Raw genomic sequence first — 23,262 nt, 5'->3', positions numbered from 1 at the left:
GTATGATTAGATGTACTCTACGCTGTCGATCTCGAAATCACGCTCACCACCTGGTGTCGAAATAACGACTTCGTCGCCTTCCATCTTACCAATCAAGCCACGAGCAATTGGCGAGCTCACGGAAATTCGACCCGCTTTGATGTCCGCTTCATCGTCGCCGACAATTTGGTAGGTTTTTTCTTCTTCAGTATCACAGTCAATAAGCGTTACTGTTGAACCAAAGATGACTTTGCCCGAGTTATCCATCTTAGTTACATCAATAACTTGAGCAACAGACAGCTTGTACTCGATATCACGGATTTGCGCTTCACAGATCCCCTGCTCTTCACGCGCAGCGTGGTACTCAGCGTTCTCTTTCAAATCCCCCAGCTCACGCGCTTCAGCAATCGCTTCAGAAATTTGTGGGCGAAGTTTTAATAGTCGGTCTAGTTCTTCGCGTAGCTTTTGTTCGCCACGCAGTGTCATTGGGACTTTTTCCATTGTTTACCTCATTCCAAAGCTACCTTTGGACAAAACAAAACCACCCAACCCGGAGGATTAGGTAGCGAGTTAACTAATCAATTTATCTTAGTGTAAACAAAGTTCGCCACTAAATCACCATAAATCCAACATAGGAAATATTGACACCGATAAGGAGTAATTATAATTCAGCCTTGACCAATCTTGTTGTATGAAAATGCCTATATTGCACTAAAAAAAACTAAATAATCTCAGTTTCACATCAAGTCAGACAATCAATAAAAATACTTCAAAAACAATTACTTGATAATTATTTAGGTAAAATAAAACACCGTTCAAAATCCAATTTTATATCATTTTACTAACCCTGACCGGAACTTTGACGTTAAAACATTGCTCACCGATTGCTCATAGGCTTGAGTAGCGCTGACATATTTTTGACACAAATCTTAAATATGAGTGTTGATTCATTCGAGCAATAAATAGAGGATAGCCGGTGAGAACTGTGTTATCGCTCACATAACTATTTATGGACAGTAAATTAGGACTTATAAGATGAACAAAACTCTGATTGCTCTTGCAGTTTCAGCTGCAGCAGTGGCTACTGGCGCAAACGCGGCAGAAATCTACAACCAAGACGGCACAACTCTAGAAATGGGCGGCCGTGCTGAAGCTCGTCTTTCTCTACAAGATGGCAAGGCTGAAGATAACTCTCGCGTACGTCTAAACTTCCTAGGTAAAACTGAAATCACTGACGGCCTTTACGGCGTTGGCTTCTACGAAGGTGAGTTCACTACAGCTGATAGCGAAAAAGAAGATGATATCGATCACCGTTACATCTACGCAGGTCTAGGCGGTAAATTTGGTGAAGTTACTTACGGTAAAAACGACGGCGCTCTAGGCGTACTAACAGACTTCACTGATATCATGGCTTACCACGGTAACTCTGCAGCAGACAAGCTAGCTGTGGCTGACCGTGTTGACAACATGCTAACTTACAAAGGTCAATTCAACGACCTAAGCCTAAAAGCAAGCTACCGTTTTGCTGACCGCAGTATCGAAAACGAAAACACTGTTGATGCAAAATTCGTAGACAATGGTAAATCAGGTTACTCTCTGTCTGCTATCTACGCGCTTGCTGACACAGGCCTAAACCTAGGTGCTGGTTACGCTGATCAAGATAAAGCGAACGAGTACATGCTTGGTGCTAACTACACTATCGAAAATCTGTACGTTGCAGGTCTATTCACTGATGGTGAAAAGCAAGAGACTAACTCAAACAACACTGTAGATTACACAGGTTACGAATTCGCAGCAGCTTACACGCTAGGTCAAACTGTATTCAGCACTACATACAACAACGCTGAAACTGACGGCGATCGTTCTGCTGACAACGTTGCTCTAGATGCAACATACTACTTCAAGCCTAACTTCCGTGGTTACGTTTCTTACAACTTCAACCTACTAGATGCTGACACTGACAAAGGCATCTCTAAAGTAGACGCTGAAGACGAAGTAGCACTAGGCCTACGTTACGACTTCTAATTTGTGATTGAATGTCATAAATCTAAGACGCCCGCTTTATAGCGGGCGTTTTTTTTACTGGTTATACTGGGTCACGCTTTCCCTAACCGAAACTGAAGCATGAAACTGACTCGCGTATCCATCGCATCTTTACTCTCGCTGTTATCATTCTCCACGTTTGCATACGCGCCATTGGATAAACTCCCTATGGGTAATCGCAGTAGCTTGCTTATCGAAAGCTTAGCGGCTCAGCAAACGTTACTCTCTACGCATAATGAAGATCAGTACTTTCCACCAGCAAGCACGCTCAAAGTGGTCACAGCTTTGGCTGCTAAGCTTGAACTGGGCGAGCAATTTCATTTTGTCACTCAGCTGGAAAAAAGCAGACGAGACGTCACGCTGCGTTTCTCTGGAGACCCCACCTTAACCACCGCCGATCTAAAGCAGATGTTTACCCAAGCCAAGAAAAACGGTCTGACAGCTATACAGGGCGACATTTGGTTAGATAACAGTGCATTTAGTGGCTACGACCGTGCTGTGGGGTGGCCTTGGGATATTCTCGGCGTCTGTTATAGCGCTCCCTCCAGTGCAATCACCTTAGATGAAAACTGTGTCCAAGCTTCCATCTACACGGAAGCGAACAATAAGACGCGCGTATACGTCCCTGAACATTTTCCAATTTATGCTTCAACCAAGGTACGCAGCGTGACAAAGGAAGAGCAAGAGAGCTCACAATGCAGTCTCGAGCTGATTTCGTCACCGGACAATCACTACCAACTCCAAGGCTGCTTGGTACAGCGAAGCAAACCACTACCGTTAAAGTTTGCAGTACAAAACTCTGAGCTCTATACCCAGCGTATGCTGCACAACGTACTCCATCAGCTCGACATAAAGCTCAGTGGCCATATTCGTGTCGGTCAGCCACCTAATAAGGGCAAGGTTTTAGTCACTCACTCTTCTGCAAAGCTAAGTGTGTTACTTGATGAGATGCTCAAGAAATCAGACAACTTAATCGCCGATAACTTAACCAAAGCGATAGGCAGTAAGTTTTTTGTTCAACCGGGCAGCTTCAACAACGGTACTGAAGCGATCAAACAGATCATATTTGCCCATACTGGTGTCGACTTATCTAATACTCCCCTCGCCGATGGTTCCGGCTTGTCGCGTAATAATCGCTTCAGTAGTCGCGATATGGCCGATATTCTTCGCTACGTATGGCAACACGATAAACAGTTAAACTTGTTAGCATTAATGCCTAAATCTGGTGAGAGCGGCACCTTAAAGTATCGTCGTAGCATGAGAAAGGCTCCGATTAAGCATGCACTAATAGGGAAAAGTGGCTCCCTTTACGGTAGCTACAATATGGCAGGTTTTGGTACTGATAAAACAGGCAAACCGAGTACTGTGTTTGTGCAATTTGTCACCGACTACCATCTGGGTAAAAAAAAGAGCGACGCCAAACCGACTGTCGCTCCCATTACCCAGTTTGAAACTTTGTTCTACAAAGACGTCGTCAAGTTTAGTCAGGCTATCCCTAAGAAATAGTTGACGACGGTGAAGTAAATCCACATCCCCGAAATGTCGACAATCGATGCGAGAACAGGGCTTACCAGCACCGCTGGGTCGAGCTTGAACGCCCTAGCCAGGATAGGCAGTAAGCCTCCCAAGGTTGTCGACATGGTCACTTGAATGAACAAAGCCACAGCAATAGCTAACGCAATGCTGTTGAGCTCAAAACCACCCGTCGACGCGCTGTCGCTGAACAACAAAATACGACCAACAATGACCAAGGCGATAGCAAAAGCTAAACAAATCGCAACTCGGCTTTCTTTCCAAAATACCTTCATCCACTGACGCTTCTTTAGCTCCCCCGTAGCCAAAGCACGGATAACTAGAGTCGCGGCTTGCGTCCCGGTATTTCCCCCAGCAGCAGCGATGACCGGCATGTATATCGCCAGCAACACCAACTGGCTTAACGTGTCTTCATATTGAGCAATGATTAAACCAGAGACAATGCCAAGCAGTGCAAGCGCAATGATCCAGCCAATGCGTTGTCTCACATGTTCCAGTACTGAGGTATTTAGGTAGCTTTTTGCGGTTTCAACTTCAGAGTGAATCAAACCAAGCTGATGCGCATAGTGACGAGCCAACTTATCATGCCCTTCATTTTCCAACAGCGATATCAGTTGTTGAACGTAGCCAACTGAGCAGTGGTGTAAAATCGCGACCGCTTCTTCAATCGGCATTATGGTTAACAAATGAACCTGTTGGGGTTGCTCATACTGCAAAAATGCATTACGAGCGGCACCTATCTCCTCTTCAGAAAAGAGAGGCGAGTTTTCTATATATGTATTGCTCATTACCGTCATGGCGAATCTCCCGATTGGCAATAGGTAACGACCATCAAATACGACGCAGCTCAACCCAACACCATTGGCATGACAGGATCGGTTAAACGTAAGTAACCTCTGAGCAAGTCAGTATTAATATTCTAGTGGCGAGGAGAAAAATACGAGAAGTGGAAAAGAAACTGCTCTACCCTACGGTAGAGACAAAAGGACAATACCGAAGTGGGTTATTTTTCTCCTTTGATACTAGGAGGATGGTCGATATTGTTCATAAAAGTCTCCAAATAAACTGCCATTCTGGCAGCGCGAGGATGATAACAAAACTGGCATCAAAAAACAGGCTTTTGAACAAACTTTACTTCGATATTGAGGCTAATCGTGAGGGATAAAAAAAGCGCCCAATCTGGACGCTTATCAAATCGTGTTGCGGGTAAGATTACTTAATCGTAATACGAGCAAATTTACGCTTACCAACTTGGAAAACGTACGTACCGGCTTCAGGTGCAAACTTAGAATCTGCAACTTTCTCGCCATCAATCTTAGCCGCGCCTTGCTTAACCATACGCATTGCTTCAGACGTTGAAGCGCACAGACCCGCTTCTTTAAGCAGGTTGCTTACTGGTAGGCCCGCATCAAAGTCAAACTCAGGCATTTCATCCGGAATTTGGTTCTTAGCAAAACGATTGACAAACTCTTGCTCAGCAGCGTCTGCGTCAGCTTCAGAGTGGAAACGAGCGATGATCTCTTTCGCCAATGCCACTTTTACATCACGCGGGTTTTTACCTGCTTCAACGCCAGCTTTCAGGTCAGCAATCTCGTTAAGTGGACGGAAAGACAGTAGCTCGTAGTAGTTCCACATCAAATCATCAGAGATCGACATGATTTTACCAAACATCTCACTCGGCGCTTCACTGATACCAATGTAGTTGTGTGCCGACTTAGACATTTTCTTCTCGCCATCTAGGCCAACAAGAAGAGGCATAGTCAGTACAACCTGTGGCTTCTGACCGTGTGCTTTTTGCAGCTCACGTCCCATAAGCAAGTTGAACTTCTGGTCTGTACCACCTAGCTCGACGTCTGTTTCCATTGCTACTGAGTCATAACCTTGTAGGAGTGGATACATAAACTCATGAATAGCGATTGGCTGACCGTTGCTGTAGCGCTTTTTAAAATCATCACGTTCAAGCATGCGTGCCACCGTTTGGTTCGCCGCTAGACGAATCATGCCTTCAGCACCAAGTTCAGATAACCATTCAGAGTTAAACTGAATCTTCGTTTTTGCTGGGTCAAGAATTTTAAACACTTGCTCTTTATACGTTTCAGCATTGCGCAGCACATCTTCACGAGTCAACGGTGGACGAGTTGTGTTTTTACCCGTTGGGTCACCGACCATGCCAGTGAAATCACCAATTAGAAACGTCACATCATGACCTAGCTCTTGGAATGCACGCAGTTTGTTAAGAATGACAGTATGACCAAGGTGGATGTCAGGAGCCGTAGGATCCGCACCCAATTTAATACGTAGAGGTCGCCCCTCTTTTAACTTGGCAATCAGTTCTTCTTCTGGAATTAGTTCATCAACACCGCGTTTAATCTCGGCTAGTGCAGCTTCAATGCTCGCCATTCTTGTTCACTCCCACAGATTTGGCAAAAATTTGATAATTTGCCATCTTACTTGAATAGCGATGCTTTTTGAAACCAGTTAGACTAAACAGCTGGGCTTTTTTACTTAAATTTTTAGAACGAACAATAAAATGCTGTCTATTTTCGCTCGACTCCCATGGATGCACCGAGTTTTGATTGCACTCTTTAGTGCCCTTATCGTTTTTGCATTTTTTCTTCCTACTCCCCAAGAGCTTCGTCCGGATGAGCGTCATTACCAGCTAGGTAAAGCATACCCACTGGCCATTGACCCTTCAGCTCTCGAACTAGAGCAAAGAGATAATCATCTGGGTCTTCTACGTTGGGAGAAGCACACTATTGGCTCAGGTGACAGCATGGCATTGTTGTTTCAACGCGCAGGGCTAAGCTCTCGACTGCTTCATCAAATCGCCTCTTCAGATAAAGACATAGCAAGGCGCATCACTAAGATTCGACCTGGAGACTCGTTTTACTTTGGCTTTGATGAGAAAAACACACTGATTCAAATTAAAAGTAAAATCAGTGCCAATGAAACCTACTTAGTCACCCGAACAGAACAAGGCTTTACCGCCAGTATCGAAAAGAAAGAAGTCCACTATCAATACAATTATGCAGGTAACGTTATCACATCTAACTTCTGGAATGCGGGTGTTGGCGCAGGGCTAACGGCGAATCAAATAATGGAACTTGCTGGCATATTTGGCTGGGATATCGACTTTGCTCTGGATATTCGTAAACACGATTCGTTCGAGATTCTCTATCAAGAAAAAGTGGTTGAGGGCGAGGTCGTAGGCCGAGGCAAGATTATTGCCGCAATATTCAACAATCAGGGCGATACTTTTACCGCGATTTTGGACGAGAAAAGCGGCAAGTACTATGACGAAAATGGCCGAGCGATGAAGAAAGCCTTCCTACGTGCGCCACTGGATTTCCGTCGCGTTTCGTCAAACTTCAACCCTCGCCGCCTACATCCAGTAACCGGAAGAGTTCGTCCACACCGAGGTACTGACTATGCCGCACCCGTCGGCACACCAATATGGGCAGCCGGTGACGGTACCGTGATTAAATCGAGTTATAACCAATTTAATGGTAACTATGTGTTCATCAAACATAGCAACATTTACATCACCAAGTACCTCCACCTAACCAAACGAATGGTGAAAACAGGTCAGCGCGTTAAACAAGGGCAAACCATAGGAACATTGGGAGGAACCGGACGAGTTACTGGCCCTCACTTACACTATGAATTTTTGGTTAACGGCGTGCATAAAAATGCTCGAACCGTCAAGCTTCCTCAGTCTAAGTCGCTGACAGGAAAAGCCAAGACCACCTTTATCGCCAATGCGAAAGTGAAACTCGACAAACTTGAACGCTACAGTCAGTTACTCGCAACTGACTAACTAAAAAGCCCCACATAACAATGTGGGGCTTTTTAATTTTGGTTATTGGCTTTTGATGACTTGGTTGGCGCTCTCTTCCACTTTATGCTCTCGACCTAGCATCAACAGACACGGCGTCAACACGAGAGTCAGTACCGTAGCGAAAGCCAAGCCTCCTGCCACAGCCGTCGCTAATTGCGACCACCACTGAGTACTTGGAGCGCCAAACTCCACCTTTTGATTAATCAGGTCGATGTTCATCTCCAACACCATAGGCAATAAGCCTAAGATGGTGGTCACCGTGGTCAACATAACCGGGCGTAAACGTTGCACACCTGTACGCAATATTGCATCACGCTTGTCTAAACCGCGCTTACGAAGCTGATTATAGGTATCAATCAACACGATGTTGTTGTTAACCACTATCCCCGCCAATGCGATCACACCTATTCCAGACATGATGATGCCAAACGGTTTTTGGAAGATCAGTAGGCCAACAAACACTCCGACGGTAGAAAACAACACGGCACTCAAGATTAAGAAGGCTTGATAGAAGCTATTAAATTGGGTAATCAAAATCAGAGCCATCACCACTAACGCAACAAGGAAGGCGTTTTGCAAAAATGCCGACGAGTTTTCCTGCTCTTCATTTTGACCACGAATCTTGAACTCAACGCCAGCAGGCAAGTCCAATTTTGCCAGTTCTTGCTCAACCTTCGGCAGCTCTAACGCCAGATTAAAGCCTTCTTTGATGTCAGCGTAAACATTGATAACACGGTGTCCGTCAATCCGATGAATTGTGTCTTGCTTATGTTCGGGGACAATACTGGCAAAGTTGGTAATGGGTACCATCCCTGCGGCGGTTTTCACTTTCAATTGATCAAAACGGCCGATATCACGATTGTGTTCAGGGTAGCGCACCAAGATATCAACCTCTTCTGTCGCATCATCGGGTAGATAATCCCCCAGTTTTAAGCCATTGGTGACAAACTGGACCGTGTTACCCACCAAAGTTGCATCGGCCGCAAATCGAGCGGCATCATCACGACGAATATCGATTTGCCAGTCGATCCCTCCTTTGCTTGAGTTATCGCTAACATTGGTAAACGCTTGGTAAGAGTCCGCCCAGTGGCGCACCAGTTTAGCCGCCGCATCCAACTCACCGGGAATACGCGTCGACATTTCAATCACTAAGTCGTGCTCGACAGGAGGCCCCGCATCCGGGAATTTGTATTCGATTTCCACCCCAGCGTATTGATCGGTCGCTTGCTTTAACTCTTCAATAATCGCTTTCACTGGACGACGGTATTGCCAATCGACCGGAGTTATTTGAATCTGGCCGATCTCATCATCGCCCCCGGTCTTGGTATAAACACTCTCGAACTCATCGTGATTTAGCATCAAGGACTCAATATCACGCATGATGACATCTTTCTCTTTAATCGAGAGATCACCGTAAGAGCGAACCTTCACGGTAAAAAATGGCGGGTCAACTTCAGGGAAAAACTCCGCCCCAAGCCCTGCTTTGGCGTAGGTAAAACCAACGCCTACAGCGAGCAAGATTGCACTGAGTAAAATCTTAAATGGGTGGCGAATCGCAATGTCCAAGGTATGGAAATAAAGCTTGGTTAACCCCGTCGCGCGAGTGTAGTCACCTTCGTGCAGCGCAACCATTTTCTTCCGCTGCCTATGGGTTACGTTCTGTGGCTTACCGATTAAGCTGCCAAGAACTGGCACAAACAACAACGCCATCGCGAGAGAAGCCGCTAATGTCGCAATCAGCGTTAACGGCAAGTACTTCATAAACTCGCCAGTGATATCAGGCCAAAACAGCAATGGCGCAAACGCTGCTAACGTCGTCGCAGTAGAAGCGGTTATCGGCCAAGCCATACGTTTGGCGGCATCGCGATAAGCGTCGCGTCTCGGCGTACCTTCTTGCATTCGTCGATCGGCAAATTCCGTCACTACAATCGCACCATCAACTAACATGCCTACCGCCATAATCAGCGAAAAGAGAACAACGATATTGACGGTTAACCCAAAGACAGAAAGCACCAATAAACCCGTTAAGAAAGAGCCAGGAATGGAGATCCCAACAAGCAAAGCGGTGCGCACACCGAGAATCGCAATGATCACAATGACCACTAAAATGATTGCCGACAAAATATTATTTTGCAGATCATTGAGCATCATTTTGACATCATCAGATTGATCCCACGTATATTTAACCAGCAAGTTACTCGGCCAATCGACTCGCTGCTGCGCTCCCACCATGACCGCTTTGATTAATTCCACCGTCTCAATGATGTTTTCGCCAGCGCGCTTTTTCACATCCAAAACAACGGCAGATTTACCATCTAGACGGGCAAAACTTTCCGGGTCACGAAAGGCGCGCCGGACTGTCGCCACATCACCAAAAGTGATCACTTGCTTACCATCCACTTTGACGGGCAGTTCAAGAACATCTTTTAGTGAATCAAACACGGAAGGGACTTTGACCGAGAAACGGCCATAGCCAGTATCGACAAACCCTGCGGCAACCACGCGATTGTTTAAAGCAATCAGATTATAAATATCGGCCTGATCTAAGCCGTAACTCTCCATGAGTAGCGGATCAACAATGATCTCAACGATATCCTCTCGATCACCCGCGATATCGACTTCCAAGATTTGGCGGTAACTCTCTAGCTTATCTCTCAACTGACGAGCAATCTGTACTATGGTTCGTTCGGGGACAGTACCGTAGAGAACCACGGTCAACGCTGGCTCTTCAGAAGCAAAAGTAACCTCGTTAACGGTAGGCTCATCACTGTCTTCTGGTAATTTAGGTTTTGCCAGATCCACCGCTTCTCTGACATCAGCCATGGCTTTGTTAAGGTCGACCCCAACACTAAATTCCAACATCACCGAGGCATGCCCCTCAGAAGCCGTGGAAGTCATCTCTTTCACCCCTTCGATAGAGCGCAACTCTTGCTCTATTGGGCGCACTAACAAACGCTCGGCGTCTTCTGGTGAGATCCCTTGGTGACCGACGGACACATAGATGATCGGGATAGTAATGTCTGGGCTCGACTCTTTAGGAATGGTTATATAAGTGAGCACACCTGCGATTAGCACAAAGACGAGTAAAACCAGCATGGTCCGAGTGCGAGATAACGCCGCATCTATTAATGCAAACATATTGCCTCCGACCTAGTTAGACTGTTTAACCGCAATGACTGAGTCACCATCACGAGCAAAGCCTTGCCCCGTTGTAATGATGTCGACTTGCTCCCCTAACCCGGTCAGCCAAACTCCATCCTGCTCCGCCTTGACTAACTGAATCGGGACAAACTGAACTTTATCGCCCGAAACCAAGGTTTTCACACCTAAGTTCCCCGCCTCATCAAGGGCTAACATTGCAGGCGTAAGCTTAATCGCGAGTTTTTCTTTTAGATTGAGCTCAACCCGAGCACTGATGCCAGCCGGAATGCGCTGGTTTGGGTTATCAACAACGATCTCAATGGCAAACGTATTGGTTGATGGTGACGAGATTCTCGAGATATAGCGAACCTCACCTGTAACAGAATCCCCAGATATAAACTCAACCTGTGCAGGTTGGCCAAGGGTTAGATCTTGTATATGACGCTCACTGACATCCGCTTCAATGACCACTCGATTGAGATCAATCAAAGAAGCAACAGGATCACCGACACCGACGAAGTCGCCTTTCTCGATGTATAAATGGTCAACGATACCCGCAAATGGAGCCGTCACAGACGTATTCCTCAAGGCTATCTTGGCATTGCTCACCATGGCTTTCGCTTCCACCAACGCCGCTTGTGCATTAGTAAACGCCACCTCTCCCTGTAAGCCGCGACTTTTCAACGATTGGGCGGCTTTAAACTCTTTCTCACGAACCTTGAGCATTGCATTCGCGCGCTCAAGCTGGATATCGAGATCGCCTTTATCAATTAATGCAATCACTTGGCCTTTAGCCACGCTTTGCCCTTTCAAAACTTTCAGCTCAACGATTTTGCCAGCAATTTCAGCGCCCATTTTCGCTTGCTTATCAGGAGCTGTGCGGCCATAAAGGTCAATCGCTTTAAATGTTTTCTGCGCAGTGAAAGAGGTCACGGCGACTTTAGCAAGAGGAACAGAATCACTCTGCTGTTTAGCAGGCGCTTCTTCGGCTTGCAAAGCGCCTAATCCAAGCCAAACAGAGAGTAGAGCAACGATGAATAATGAGACTATGTAAGGACGGGCCGCGATAAAGCGGGTAACTGAAAAACTAGCCATAACAATCCTTTGTATATTATTCGTCCAATAGACGTGTCAGTCAGCATATAAAGTAACCAACAAAAAATAAAATACACTTGGACAGTAATTTAATTAAGGTCTCAGTTTCTAGATAGAATTGGCAGAAAAAATAAAGGCTGCCGAAGCAGCCTTAGTATCTGGAATAAACGTTTTAAACGCTGAATGATGCACCACAACCGCAGGTTGTCGTCGCATTTGGGTTGTTAACGAAGAAGCGCGATCCTTCCAAACCCTCGGTGTAATCGACTTGGCCACCCACTAGGTACTGAAGACTCATAGGGTCTACAACCAGTGTCACACCGCTGTTGACGATAGTGGTGTCACCTTCGTTTACGCTCTCATCAAAAGTGAAACCGTACTGGAAACCACTACAGCCACCGCCGGTAATGTATACGCGTAGTTTCAGGTTCGGGTTTTCTTCTTCTGCTATCAACGCCCCTACTCGGCTAGCGGCTGCATCTGAAAATGTTAGTGGGATATTTACTTCGCTCACGATGACCTCTCTCAGTGGTGTACTTCCAGAGCGCAGCTTGTGTCACTTTCTGGAACATCATCTTTATTAATTTCCTGATTATCTAATACCTGAGTGAAGCGTTCAAGTATTCGCCACTTTGGAATGCATTTTTTAGCCGAATTAAACGCTATTTGATGTGAAAGTACGCAGAATGTGGCGCAAAGCATTTTATTGATAGTGAATCGGCGGGTACAATGCCAGCCAAAATTGGTCCGAGCAATCAAAAGAGGATATCCCATGACCAAATCAGCAGAGTTATTTGAAAAAGCACAACACACTATTCCAGGTGGTGTTAACTCTCCGGTACGTGCTTTTAACGGCGTTGGCGGCGCTCCAATTTTCGTTGAGCGTGCAGACGGCCCGCTGATCTTTGATGCTGATGGCAAAGCGTACATCGACTATGTAGGCTCATGGGGTCCAATGATTCTTGGTCACAACCATGCCGTAATCCGTGAAGCTGTGATTGAAGCTGCCCAGCGTGGCTTAAGCTTTGGTGCACCAACGGAAATGGAAATTGCGATGGCAGAGCTTGTCGCTGAACTGGTTCCTTCAATGGAGCAAGTGCGTATGGTGAGCTCAGGCACAGAAGCAACTATGAGTGCGATTCGTCTGGCTCGTGGCTACACTGGTCGCGATAAGATCATGAAGTTCGAAGGTTGTTATCACGGCCACGCAGACAGCCTACTAGTAAAAGCAGGCTCTGGCGCACTCACTCTTGGCCAACCTAGTTCGCCAGGTGTTCCCGCAGACTTTGCAAAACACACTCTAACTGCAACGTTTAATGACCTTGAGTCTGTCCGCGAGCTATTTGCAGCCAACAAAGGCGAGATCGCTTGTATCATCGTGGAACCTGTTGCAGGCAACATGAACTGTATCCCTCCTGTTGAAGGCTTCCATGAAGGCTTACGTCAAATCTGTGACGAAGAAGGCGCACTATTGATCTTCGATGAAGTCATGACTGGTTTCCGTGTTGCATTAGGCGGCGCGCAAGGCTATTACAACATCAAGCCAGATTTGACGACGCTTGGTAAAGTGATCGGCGGCGGTATGCCAGTTGGTGCGTTCGGTGGTCGTAAAGAGGTGATGCAACACATTGCCCCTACAGGTCCAGTTTACCAAGCAGGCACGCTTTCAGGTAACCCTGTGGCAATGGCAGCAGGCTTTGCTTGTTTAAATCTTCTTAAAGAAGAAGGCAATGAAAAGCGTCTAGCTTCTAAAACAAAACAACTGGCTGATGGCTTCAAAGAGCTTGCACACAGCCACGGCATTCCTATGGTAGTTAACCAAGTGGGTGGCATGTTTGGCTTCTTCTTCACTGAGCAAGAGAGCATCACAAGCTACGAAGACGTGACTAAGTGTGACATTGAACGCTTCAAGCGCTTCTTCCACCTTATGTTAGATCATGGAGTGTATCTAGCGCCTTCAGCTTTTGAGGCAAGCTTTACCTCTTTAGCACACGGCAGCAAAGAAATCGAAGCAACATTAGAAGCTGCGGATCGCTGTTTTGCGATTCTAGCCAAAGAAGCTTAATCCTCTCCGAAACGGAAAAAGGCTGCATGACGCAGCCTTTTTTATTGCCAGTTAAATACCACCAGCATGACCAATATCGCCATCACTATGGCGAACCAAGGAATGGGCCGCCTTTTATTGTGTGCTTTTTGACAACCTTTGTCGCTATTACAACATCCCATAGATTTGACACACCTCCGACACTAACAAGAATCTTCATTGATAACTCCCTGTTTTACAGCCATTATACTGATATAACGTCAATCGATTGGACAAAACCGTGTCAGAAAAAGTAAAAATCACTTCCAGCCACTGGGTGCTTATCACCGCACTGTTGGCTGCTGGCTTTGCCTGTTTCCTATTGGTAGAGCCTTATATCAATTCCATTGTCATGGCTTTCATCATCTCACTATTGATGTTCCCTATTCATGAATGGATTGAGCGAAAGCTACCTAAACACCCCAACTTAGCCTCGCTGTTTTCGTGCATTGTGCTCACTTTCATCATCGTCGTGCCTTTGCTGTTTGTCTTTGCCGCCATTGTTCAGCAAGGGTCGGCCTTTTCGCAAAACGTTTATCAATGGGTGACGCACGGGGGCATTCAAACAATCTTCGAACACCCTTGGGTCGTGAAAGGGTTGGCACTCGTTAATACTTACTTGCCTTTCGATACAATTCAACCACAAGAAATAGCGCAAAAAGTGGCTCAATTCGCAACCACATTTGGCAGCAATCTCGTGGGTATCAGCGCGAAGATTTTGGGTGATGCAACCAACTTCTTGATGGACTTCTTCTTGATGTTGTTCGTGTTGTTTTTCCTACTCCGTGACCATGACAAAATCATTGGTGCCATTCGCCACATTTTACCCCTATCTCGTAGCCAAGAAGACAAACTGCTTGATGAAGTAGAGCAAGTATCAAAATCGGCTGTGATGGGTTCATTCCTCACGGCACTCGCTCAAGGCTTCGCGGGTGGTCTCGGTATGTGGCTTGCGGGGTTCCCAGGATTGTTCTGGGGCACAATGATGGGCTTCGCTTCATTTATTCCAGTCGTGGGCACTGCGCTGATCTGGATTCCAGCCACCATTTACTTATTCCTCACTGGAGATACAACTTGGGCGATATTCCTCGCGATATGGAGCATCGCTGTCGTCGGCTCTATTGATAATCTGCTTCGCCCATTCCTCATGCAAGGCAGTGCGGGAATGAATACATTGATGATTTTCTTCTCTTTATTAGGGGGGCTGCACCTATTTGGTCTCATCGGTCTTATCTATGGCCCGCTGATCTTCGCCATTACAATGGTGCTGTTCAATATTTATGAAGAAGAGTTCCAAGACTTCTTAAGCCGCCAAGATCAAAACTGATTGGCAATAATTTGGAATCAAAGGGGGGATTATGACGAAAACTCCCCCTCTTTTTTATTCAATAGAGTCTATCTATGTCTGCTTATATTGCGCCTAGCCAAATTGCTGAGCGACAACTTGCCTACTTTGCAGGTAAACATGTTCTAGTTGCAGGGGAATCAGAAGATTTGTTCCCTGTAGAACTGGCCCAGCACTGTGAGTCAGTGACCGTATTCACCACGAACTACGGTTATCACCGTCAATTGGCCCCATATTCGCAGATTAGTAGTGTTTTTGGCGCCGATTTTAACCAACCAACCCAAGCTGACATGGTGTTGCTCTACTGGCCAAAAGCCAAAGCCGAGGCCGAGTTTTTGCTTGCTATGTTAATGGCTAAACTCGGTGTGGATACCGAGATTGTCGTCGTTGGCGAAAACCGCTCAGGCATAAAAAGCATAGAGAAGATGTTTAAGCCATACGGCCCTATTACCAAGTTTGACTCGGCAAGACGTTGCTCCTTCTATTGGGGTAAGTGCCTTGAGCAAGCGCCTGACTTCCATCTCGAGGAGTGGTTTAAGAGTTATCAAGTCAACTACAAACAACATGCCTTGACCATCAAAAGCTTACCTGGGGTTTTTAGCCACGGACAATTTGATGTTGGCAGCCAGTTGCTACTGGATACCCTCCCGACTTTAACCGGTAAAGTGCTCGACTTTGGTTGTGGAGCGGGCGTCATTGGCTCTGTGATGGCTACGCTGAACCCAGAAATCGAATTAGAGATGTGTGATATAAGCGCTCTCGCGGTCGCCTCCAGTCAAGCGACCTTAGAAGCAAACCAGTTGACAGGTCGAGTGTTCGCTTCTGATGTCTATTCTGATACTGGTTCAGACTATCGTTTTATTATCAGTAATCCGCCTTTCCACGCAGGATTAGACACTAGCTACAGCGCGACAGAGACCTTGCTAGCGAAAGCACCACAGCAACAAAATAAGGATGGTGAACTCGTCATTGTTGCTAATAGCTTCTTAAAATACCCACCCATCATTGAGCAAGCTTACGGTAATTGCGAGACGCTAAATAAGACCAGTAAATTTGCTATCTACCACGCGAAAAAATAATCCTTCAGCCCAGTAAGTACCGCTTAACTGGGCTTTTTATTACTACCCTCTACTAAATTTGCGCTGCTCTCCACGCTTTATTTGCGACTTACTTGTCAAAGTAAAAAAACTCGTTAATTTTGTCATTTTAGGAAATAACGTTTTTTAATTTGCTCTGAGAGCACGCCACCTAACTTCTAGATGACGTGAGCTCCAGTGCCGCATTATCACGGAAAGTCTATTTTCATCATGTTTAAGTTGTACCGTAAACAAAGATTTAAACGCCTGCAAAGCACCTTGATGTTTGCCTTCCTTGCGCTAAGCATCACGCCTTTGACGATTACCGCCATCTTTTTCTTGCAATCACACACGACCGACTTACAAGAGCAGAGTACGTCTCACTTGGTCTCCGTGCGTGATAACAAGCAGCAACAAGTCATCGACTACCTGCATGCCAAAGAGTCCGAAGTGATGGGGTTTGTTCGCTCAGAGTTAGCCTATGCCAGTGGCGGTCGATTTTATGGCCTTGTGAATGCGTTTCAAAGCTTGGGCTTAGATATGGAAAGTGCCCGTTCATACGCCCAGCGACGCTATATCCAGGGCTCCGGAGACCAAATCAAAACCTCGATACTACCTCAGTCCAACATATACAACGGTACCGAGCGCTATCGTTTGCTGCATAAGCGCTACCACTGGGCCTACCTAGAATTGCTCAAACGCTCGGATTTTGATGACATTCTGCTGGTCGACCGTGACGGCAACGTGACCTACTCCATCTTCAAATATGACAACTATGGCACCAACTTACTCGATGGTAAGTTTAAAGACGCCAACCTAGGTAAAACCTTCAAGCAACTGCGCGACTTAGTCACCGAGAAACGCAAAACCAATGAAGATTTTACGCCAGTGATCATCTCAGATTTTACCGACGAACAAGGTAAATCGGTCGCTTGGCTTGGTGCACCAATCATTCAACAAGGCTACCTTCATAGCTATGCCATGTTCCGCTTGCCCAACAATGGCATCACCAAGTTGATCGCAGAAGCAAGTAACATCGCGTCGATGAAAACGTTACTGGTTGGCCGCGATCATAAATCGCGCACCTTAGCGTTTGAGCAAAAAGATATCGATTTAAGCCAAGAAGTCGTCAATCTTGCGTTAGATGGCTTAACCAATGTCGGTACCTACAGCAACACCGCTGGTGAAGCGACCATTGCGGCTTACGGACCAATTTCAGTAAAAGGCATTGACTGGGCATTAGTGGTTGAAGTACCAGAAAGCGTCGCGTTTGCTCGCGTAAACCATCTAGAGAAGTTATTCGTGGTAGCGATGCTGATTGCAATCGTGCTCGTTGTAATGGCTTCGCACTACTTATCTAACTTCATCACTTCTCCGCTACTCAAATTAACTTGGGCAGCAGAAAAGGTCTCCGCCGGAGATATGGACGCTGACATGATCAATACTGAACGTAAAGATGAAATCGGTCGCCTTGCTGTCAGTTTTGAAAGAATGCAGCGCTCCATTCGAGAAAAGATTCAGCTGATCAAACAGCAAAATGAAGAGTTAGAAAGTAACCTGCAACTTATCCAAAAACAAAATGATGAGTTACAACTTGCCAACAAGCTGAAAGATGAGTTTCTGGCAACCACCTCCCATGAATTGCGTACTCCGCTGCATGGTATGGTTGGTATTGCAGAAGCCCTGATCTCCGGAGCGAATGGTCCTATCACCGCCGATCATAAGTATCAACTGGACATTATCATCAGTAGCGGACAACGACTCGCCACCTTGGTTGATGACCTGCTCGATTACCATAAGATGCGCTATGGCAATTTAGACATTGAAACCAGTGCCGTCGACCTGTCAGGTTCAACTCGACTGGTTCTGGAACTTTCCTCTCACCTCATCGGCAACAAACCGCTGCGCATTATCAATCAGGTGCCCGATGAACCCGTGTGGGTCTGCGCCGATCCTCAACGCCTAGAGCAAGTTCTATATAACCTGATTGGCAATGCGATTAAATACACTAGCGAAGGTAAGATTGTTATCTCTGCGACTGTGGTTGATGACAATATCCGTGTGCAAGTTGTTGACACGGGGCAAGGCATCCCTGCCGATCAGCTGGATCATATTTTTGAGCCGTTAATCCAAGCCGGCAACGATGCCAGCCGTTACCGTCAAGGTGCAGGGCTAGGCCTCTCTATAAGTCGTCAGTTAATCGAATTGATGAAAGGCTCTCTGTACGTCAGCAGTCAGCCAATGGTTGGCACGACTTTCAGTTTTACGTTACCCATCGCCACTGCAGAGCAAATCGACGCTGCCAGTCAGTACGAAAGCTCGCACTTCCAAGCGCCTGAAACGGGCGATATCGAATTAGCTGATGTCACCAACTTACCTGTCAATGCCGATGGTCCGTTGCTCTTGGTCGTCGACGATGAGCCGGTTAACCTGCGTGTCCTTGATAGTTTCTTACGCTTAGAGGGCTATCGAGTATCAACCGCGAAAGATGGACATGAAGCGCTTGAAAAAGTCGCCATAGAGCGACCTGAACTGGTCTTGCTCGATATCATGATGCCAGGAATGAGTGGCTACCAAGTCTGTGAAACACTGCGCCTTGAATACGATCACTCTCAATTACCCGTGATTATGCTAACCGCGCTTAACCAAGCAGATGATAGAGTTCGAGGCTTTAATGCTGGGGCTAATGATTACTTATCAAAGCCATTCAATAAACAAGAACTTGCCGCTCGGATATTAGCCCATTTAACCGCGAGTAAAGCTGAGCTCAGACGAGTCGAAAACCAGCAATTACAACTTGAGCTCAAACAGCGAGCCTTGGTAGAAGCCAGTTTACTGGAAACTCAAGGAAGACTGTTGGAGCAATTGGAAACAGCCCCTGAAGCCATCATCTGTGTACGAGAAGACCATAAGATCCGCTTTGCTAATGAAGCCGCGTCTAAACTATTCAAACGTTCCACAGAGCAGTTAAAACGCTCTTCAGCCGAAGAGTTAATCGCTCCTAAGTTTTTGAATGTTAGCCAAGATCACTACTGTGGCACCATTGACGTTTATGTCGAAGATGTTCGTCAACATGTATCGACTGACATTCTCAAACTGCCTGAAGGCTCAGGCTTACGCTCGATCTACATATTTAATGTTGGTGGCAGCATTAACGCAGGCCGTATAAATAACTTAGAGACCGCAATCGAAGCACTCTCTAGCTACGCATTTGATGGCAATAAAGCCAAGCTGCAAGAGCTAAAAGAATTGGGTGGCGAGTTTACTCGCTTAGCGGACAAGGTCTCTTCAGACAGTAAACCTAAGCAAGAAGTCATGCGTGAAATTTTGGTGGATGCAATGACCAATGCGATCGACTATTGGGAAACTGTAACGGGTGAAAGCAAATTTGCTTTTGCAGAGCAAAGTGGCTTGTGGCGCGTCTATTTGGACCGTAGCACGCTGCAGACTCGTACTTTGGACAAATACTTACGTATCGAGACTCTACCTAAAACACCTCGCTGGAGAACGGTGTTAAGCTCTCTAGATTACATTCTTGAGCACTGTAACGAACAAAGTCCACAGCGAACTCACATTGAAGGATTACGTAATAAACTGCAGCATTTACTGACCAGTTGATCTCTCTTTACCCTAAATAATAAATCTTCCAAGCCTGCTTACGCAGGCTTTTTTAGTTGTACCAATCCAGCCCTATTCTCACGTTGCAAAGTGCTTTTTACGCCACGTAAAACAAGCCTAAATTGAGGTCTGTTTGAGGGCAAATATTCTGTTCTCCAACTTAAAAAAGCTCACTAAAAGCGCAATTTGACGTAAAAACAATCAATATTGAGAAGCGAGTCACAACAATACGGCAGATTTTATTTAACTCAATAAATTAACACTACATTGTGCAAGTGATTAAGATCTCAGATAATACCCACCATCAAAACAGCCAAATTATAAAAGAGACAAGAGGTAAGTGAGCACTAACAAAAGGCGGAGTTCGGCTGAGAGTGTGCGAGTGAGATCACTTAACAAAAATCCTTAACAATCGCCTGTCAGTTTGATTTATTAACGTTATTGACGAGGGATTGGGTGTTTTTTACGTTTTTAACGAGAATTCCGATTGCGCAAATTGACGTTCCGGTGTTTTCTTACTGTGCCTAAGGCCTACAGGCCACTCTTCAAAGTCCTTATCTCCTCCGGATGAAGACAAACATTGAGAGGTAGGCCTTAGAGAGTGTTTATCAATTGATGACATTCCATTCCATAAGTGAAATGAAAGCAAATAGTAAGGAACAGCTATGCTTGCCAACATTAAAAAAACAGCACTAGCAACAGCAATTATTGCTACAGCAACCACTGGATTCGCTTCTGTAGCGACAGCCGCTGAGCGCAGTGAACTAACTATCCACCCTAAAGAATTTACAACTTTCGTTCGTAACTTTAACCCATTCCTAGGTGCAACTCACTTGCACACGACTTGGGATTTCCTATACGAGCCATTAGTTGTATTTAACGAGATGCACGGCAATACGCCAGTATTCCGTTTGGCTGAAAACTTCAAAATGTCTGACGACCTAATGAGCGTAACTTTCGATATTCGTAAGGGCGTGAAATGGTCAGATGGTGAAACGTTTGATGCAAACGACGTTGTTTACTCTTTCAACCTTGTTAAAGAGAAGCCAGAACTAGACCAGAGTGGTATCAACTCTTGGGTAACTGGTGTAGAAAAAGTCAACGACTACCAAGTTAAATTCCGCCTAACAGAAGCGAACTCAAACGTTCCTTACGAAATTGCAAAAGTACCTGTCGTACCTGAGCACATTTGGAAAGACGTTAAAGATCCGTCTACGTTTACTAACGAAAACCCTGTAGGTTCTGGCCCGTTCACAGAAATCGACACTTTCACTCCTCAACTATACGTTCAGTGTGCGAACCCTAACTACTGGGATGCCGATAATCTAGACATCGACTGTCTACGTGTACCACAAATCGCAAACAACGATCAGTTCCTAGGTAAAGTTGTCAACGGTGAAATGGACTGGACTTCATCATTCATTCCAGACATCGACCGTACATACGCAGCGGCAAGTCCTAACCACCAGTACTGGTACCCGCCAGCAGGTACACAAGCATTTGTGGTTAACTTCAAGCACCCAGATGCTGTGAAGAACGAAGCGCTGACTAACGTTGATTTCCGTCGTGCGTTCTCTATGGCTCTTGATCGCCAAACTATCATCGACATCGCATTCTACGGTGGCGGTACAGTGAACGATTTCGCATCAGGTCTAGGTTACGCATTTGAAACTTGGTCTGATGAGAAGACTCACGACAAATACAAAGGCTTCAACACGTACAACGTTGAAGGTGCAAAAGAGCTATTGAAGAAAGCGGGCTTTAAAGACGTAAACAAAGATGGCTTTGTTGATACTCCGTCAGGCAAGTCTTTCGAGCTTCTCATTCAATCGCCAAACGGTTGGACTGACTTCAACAACACAGTACAACTTGCGGTTGAGCAACTTGCAGAAGTAGGTATTAAAGCGAAAGCTCGTACACCAGACTTCTCGGTTTACAACCAAGCAATGCTTGAAGCAACGTACGACGTAGCTTACACCAACTACTTCCACGGTGCGGATCCACACACCTACTGGAACAGTGCATACAACTCTGCACTACAAGCTGGCGAAGGTATGCCTCGTTTCGCGATGCACTTCTACAAGAATGACAAGCTAGATGGCCTACTTAACAGCTTCTACAAAACGGCTGATAAGAATGAGCAGCTAGAAATTGCTCACGGCATCCAGCAAATCATCGCCGCAGACCAAGTGACAATCCCTGTAATGTCTGGTGCTTACATGTACCAATACAATACAACTCGATTCACTGGTTGGTGGAACGAAGAAAATCCAAAAGGCCGTCCAAACATTTGGGCTGGTATCCCAGAGCGTCTACTACACGTACTGGACCTAAAACCAGTTAAGTAAGTAGTTGTTCTAAGTATGCGGCATACAGTCAGTATGCCGCTAAATCCCCCCACTCTCTGATTAGTTTGTGTCATGGCGCCAGTCGTCAGGGGATTGTTCGCTCTAAATTTCGTTTTCGCTAGGAGCGACCTGAAACCAGAAACAGGGAAAATCTGGGTGAGTAAGGTGTGAGTTATGGGTTATTTTTTAAGACGTTTGTCGTTCTATTTGGTCGCGTTATTAGTGGCGGCGACATTAAACTTTATTATTCCTCGAGCAATGCCTGGTGATCCAGTCACCATGATGTTTGCTAACGCTTCAGTTCAGGTGACCCCTGAACGTATTGCAGCCATGAAAGAGCTTCTAGGCTTTGTCGATGGCGGTCTTTTTGTTCAGTACATAGCCTACATGAAGAATGTGCTTAGCTGGGAACTGGGTACTTCCATTCAGTTTTACCCTCTATCAGTAAACAAATTACTGGGTGGGGCATTTGGCTGGTCACTATTCTTAGCCGGTACTGCGGTAATTCTGTCGTTCTCTTTAGGTTCAATTCTCGGTATTTTCGCAGCTTGGAAACGAGGCAGTAAATACGATGCCTTTGTCACTCCTGGCATGCTTATCATTCAAGCGGTTCCTCAAGTTGTAATTGCTATGCTAGCGCTTTTCATTTTTGCAATCGGCTTGAAATGGTTCCCTACAGGTTATGCCTATGAGGCTGGCACCATTCCTGATTGGACAAGTTGGGCCTTCATTAAAGACGTCGCGTACCACGCCGTATTACCTCTATTCTGTGCCTCGGTTGTGCAGATCGGTGGCTTCCTAGTCAACATGCGTAACAACATGATCAACTTGCTCGCTGAAGACTACATCACCATGGCCAAAGGTAAGGGTCTGAGTGAGAACCGAGTAGTATTCAACTACGCTGCACGTAACGCACTTCTACCAAGTGTTACTGCATTATCAATGTCGCTAGGTATGGCAATTGGTGGTCAGTTGATCGTTGAAATCATCTTCAACTACCCAGGTTTAGGTACCGTACTTCTAAATGCAATTCACGCACGTGACTATCAAGTGCTTCAAGGTCAATTAATCATTATGACGCTATTCATGCTGTCATTTAACTTAATTGCCGACATGTTATATGTCGTTCTAGACCCTCGCCTGCGCAAGGGAGGTAAATAATC

The 23,262-nt window shown here is 45.9% G+C and carries 15 protein-coding genes; 9 read left to right on the top strand and 6 right to left on the bottom strand.

The window, feature by feature from the left end; genetic code table 11:
- Nucleotides 1-6 precede the first annotated feature (6 nt).
- A complete protein-coding gene (gene greA / locus RH45_RS02240; RefSeq protein ID WP_008073338.1) occupies nt 7-480 on the bottom strand; it encodes a transcription elongation factor GreA in 474 nt (157 codons plus the stop codon).
- Between the two features lie 534 nt (nt 481-1,014).
- Here greA and RH45_RS02235 point away from each other — a divergent pair.
- Nucleotides 1,015-2,004, top strand: a complete 990-nt coding sequence (locus tag RH45_RS02235) for a porin (RefSeq protein WP_008073335.1) — start codon at nt 1,015-1,017, stop codon at nt 2,002-2,004.
- Between the two features lie 99 nt (nt 2,005-2,103).
- A complete protein-coding gene (dacB, locus tag RH45_RS02230) occupies nt 2,104-3,528 on the top strand; it encodes a serine-type D-Ala-D-Ala carboxypeptidase (protein WP_039958128.1) in 1,425 nt (474 codons plus the stop codon).
- Here dacB and RH45_RS02225 read toward each other — a convergent pair.
- Nucleotides 3,507-4,352, bottom strand: a complete 846-nt coding sequence (locus tag RH45_RS02225) for a magnesium transporter (RefSeq protein WP_008073327.1) — start codon at nt 4,350-4,352, stop codon at nt 3,507-3,509. The two genes, dacB and RH45_RS02225, sit on opposite strands and share 22 nt — an antisense overlap.
- Nucleotides 4,353-4,767: 415 nt before the next feature.
- The gene (gene tyrS / locus RH45_RS02215) at nt 4,768-5,955 is read right to left on the bottom strand and encodes a tyrosine--tRNA ligase (protein ID WP_008073320.1); all 1,188 of its coding nucleotides are present in this window, start codon (nt 5,953-5,955) and stop codon (nt 4,768-4,770) included.
- A 130-nt stretch (nt 5,956-6,085) separates the two neighbouring features.
- Here tyrS and RH45_RS02210 point away from each other — a divergent pair, with 130 nt between their 5' ends.
- Entirely contained in the window at nt 6,086-7,372 is a 1,287-nt protein-coding gene (locus RH45_RS02210; RefSeq protein ID WP_008073310.1) for a peptidoglycan DD-metalloendopeptidase family protein, read from the top strand.
- A gap of 42 nt (nt 7,373-7,414) precedes the next feature.
- Here RH45_RS02210 and RH45_RS02205 read toward each other — a convergent pair whose 3' ends face one another.
- The 3 genes from RH45_RS02205 to erpA all read right to left on the bottom strand — a co-directional run bounded on the left by RH45_RS02205 (nt 7,415) and on the right by erpA (nt 12,143).
- Complete coding sequence (locus RH45_RS02205) at nt 7,415-10,531, bottom strand: efflux RND transporter permease subunit (RefSeq protein ID WP_008073308.1); 3,117 nt, start codon at nt 10,529-10,531, stop codon at nt 7,415-7,417.
- Nucleotides 10,532-10,543: 12 nt separating this feature from the next.
- Entirely contained in the window at nt 10,544-11,629 is a 1,086-nt protein-coding gene (locus RH45_RS02200; protein WP_008073307.1) for an efflux RND transporter periplasmic adaptor subunit, read from the bottom strand.
- 172 nt (nt 11,630-11,801) lie between these two features.
- Nucleotides 11,802-12,143, bottom strand: coding sequence for an iron-sulfur cluster insertion protein ErpA (gene erpA / locus RH45_RS02195; protein WP_008073305.1), 342 nt, complete (start codon nt 12,141-12,143; stop codon nt 11,802-11,804).
- Between the two features lie 258 nt (nt 12,144-12,401).
- Here erpA and hemL point away from each other — a divergent pair, with 258 nt between their 5' ends.
- The 6 genes from hemL to RH45_RS02165 all read left to right on the top strand — a co-directional run bounded on the left by hemL (nt 12,402) and on the right by RH45_RS02165 (nt 23,260).
- A complete protein-coding gene (gene hemL / locus RH45_RS02190) occupies nt 12,402-13,694 on the top strand; it encodes a glutamate-1-semialdehyde 2,1-aminomutase (protein ID WP_008073304.1) in 1,293 nt (430 codons plus the stop codon).
- A 259-nt stretch (nt 13,695-13,953) separates the two neighbouring features.
- On the top strand, nt 13,954-15,039 hold the full coding sequence (locus RH45_RS02185) for an AI-2E family transporter (protein WP_008073302.1): 1,086 nt from the start codon (nt 13,954-13,956) through the stop codon (nt 15,037-15,039).
- A gap of 74 nt (nt 15,040-15,113) precedes the next feature.
- A complete protein-coding gene (gene rsmC / locus RH45_RS02180) occupies nt 15,114-16,136 on the top strand; it encodes a 16S rRNA (guanine(1207)-N(2))-methyltransferase RsmC (RefSeq protein WP_008073301.1) in 1,023 nt (340 codons plus the stop codon).
- A 228-nt stretch (nt 16,137-16,364) separates the two neighbouring features.
- Entirely contained in the window at nt 16,365-19,751 is a 3,387-nt protein-coding gene (locus RH45_RS02175; RefSeq protein ID WP_008073300.1) for a response regulator, read from the top strand.
- A 665-nt stretch (nt 19,752-20,416) separates the two neighbouring features.
- On the top strand, nt 20,417-22,099 hold the full coding sequence (locus RH45_RS02170; RefSeq protein ID WP_008073298.1) for an ABC transporter substrate-binding protein: 1,683 nt from the start codon (nt 20,417-20,419) through the stop codon (nt 22,097-22,099).
- Between the two features lie 174 nt (nt 22,100-22,273).
- On the top strand, nt 22,274-23,260 hold the full coding sequence (locus RH45_RS02165; RefSeq protein WP_008073296.1) for an ABC transporter permease: 987 nt from the start codon (nt 22,274-22,276) through the stop codon (nt 23,258-23,260).
- The last annotated feature ends 2 nt before the right edge of the window (nt 23,261-23,262 follow it).

It is taken from the genome of Vibrio sinaloensis DSM 21326 (assembly GCF_000189275.1).
GTDB lineage: Bacteria > Pseudomonadota > Gammaproteobacteria > Enterobacterales > Vibrionaceae > Vibrio > Vibrio sinaloensis.
This window is presented reverse-complemented; position numbering and strand designations above follow the sequence as displayed.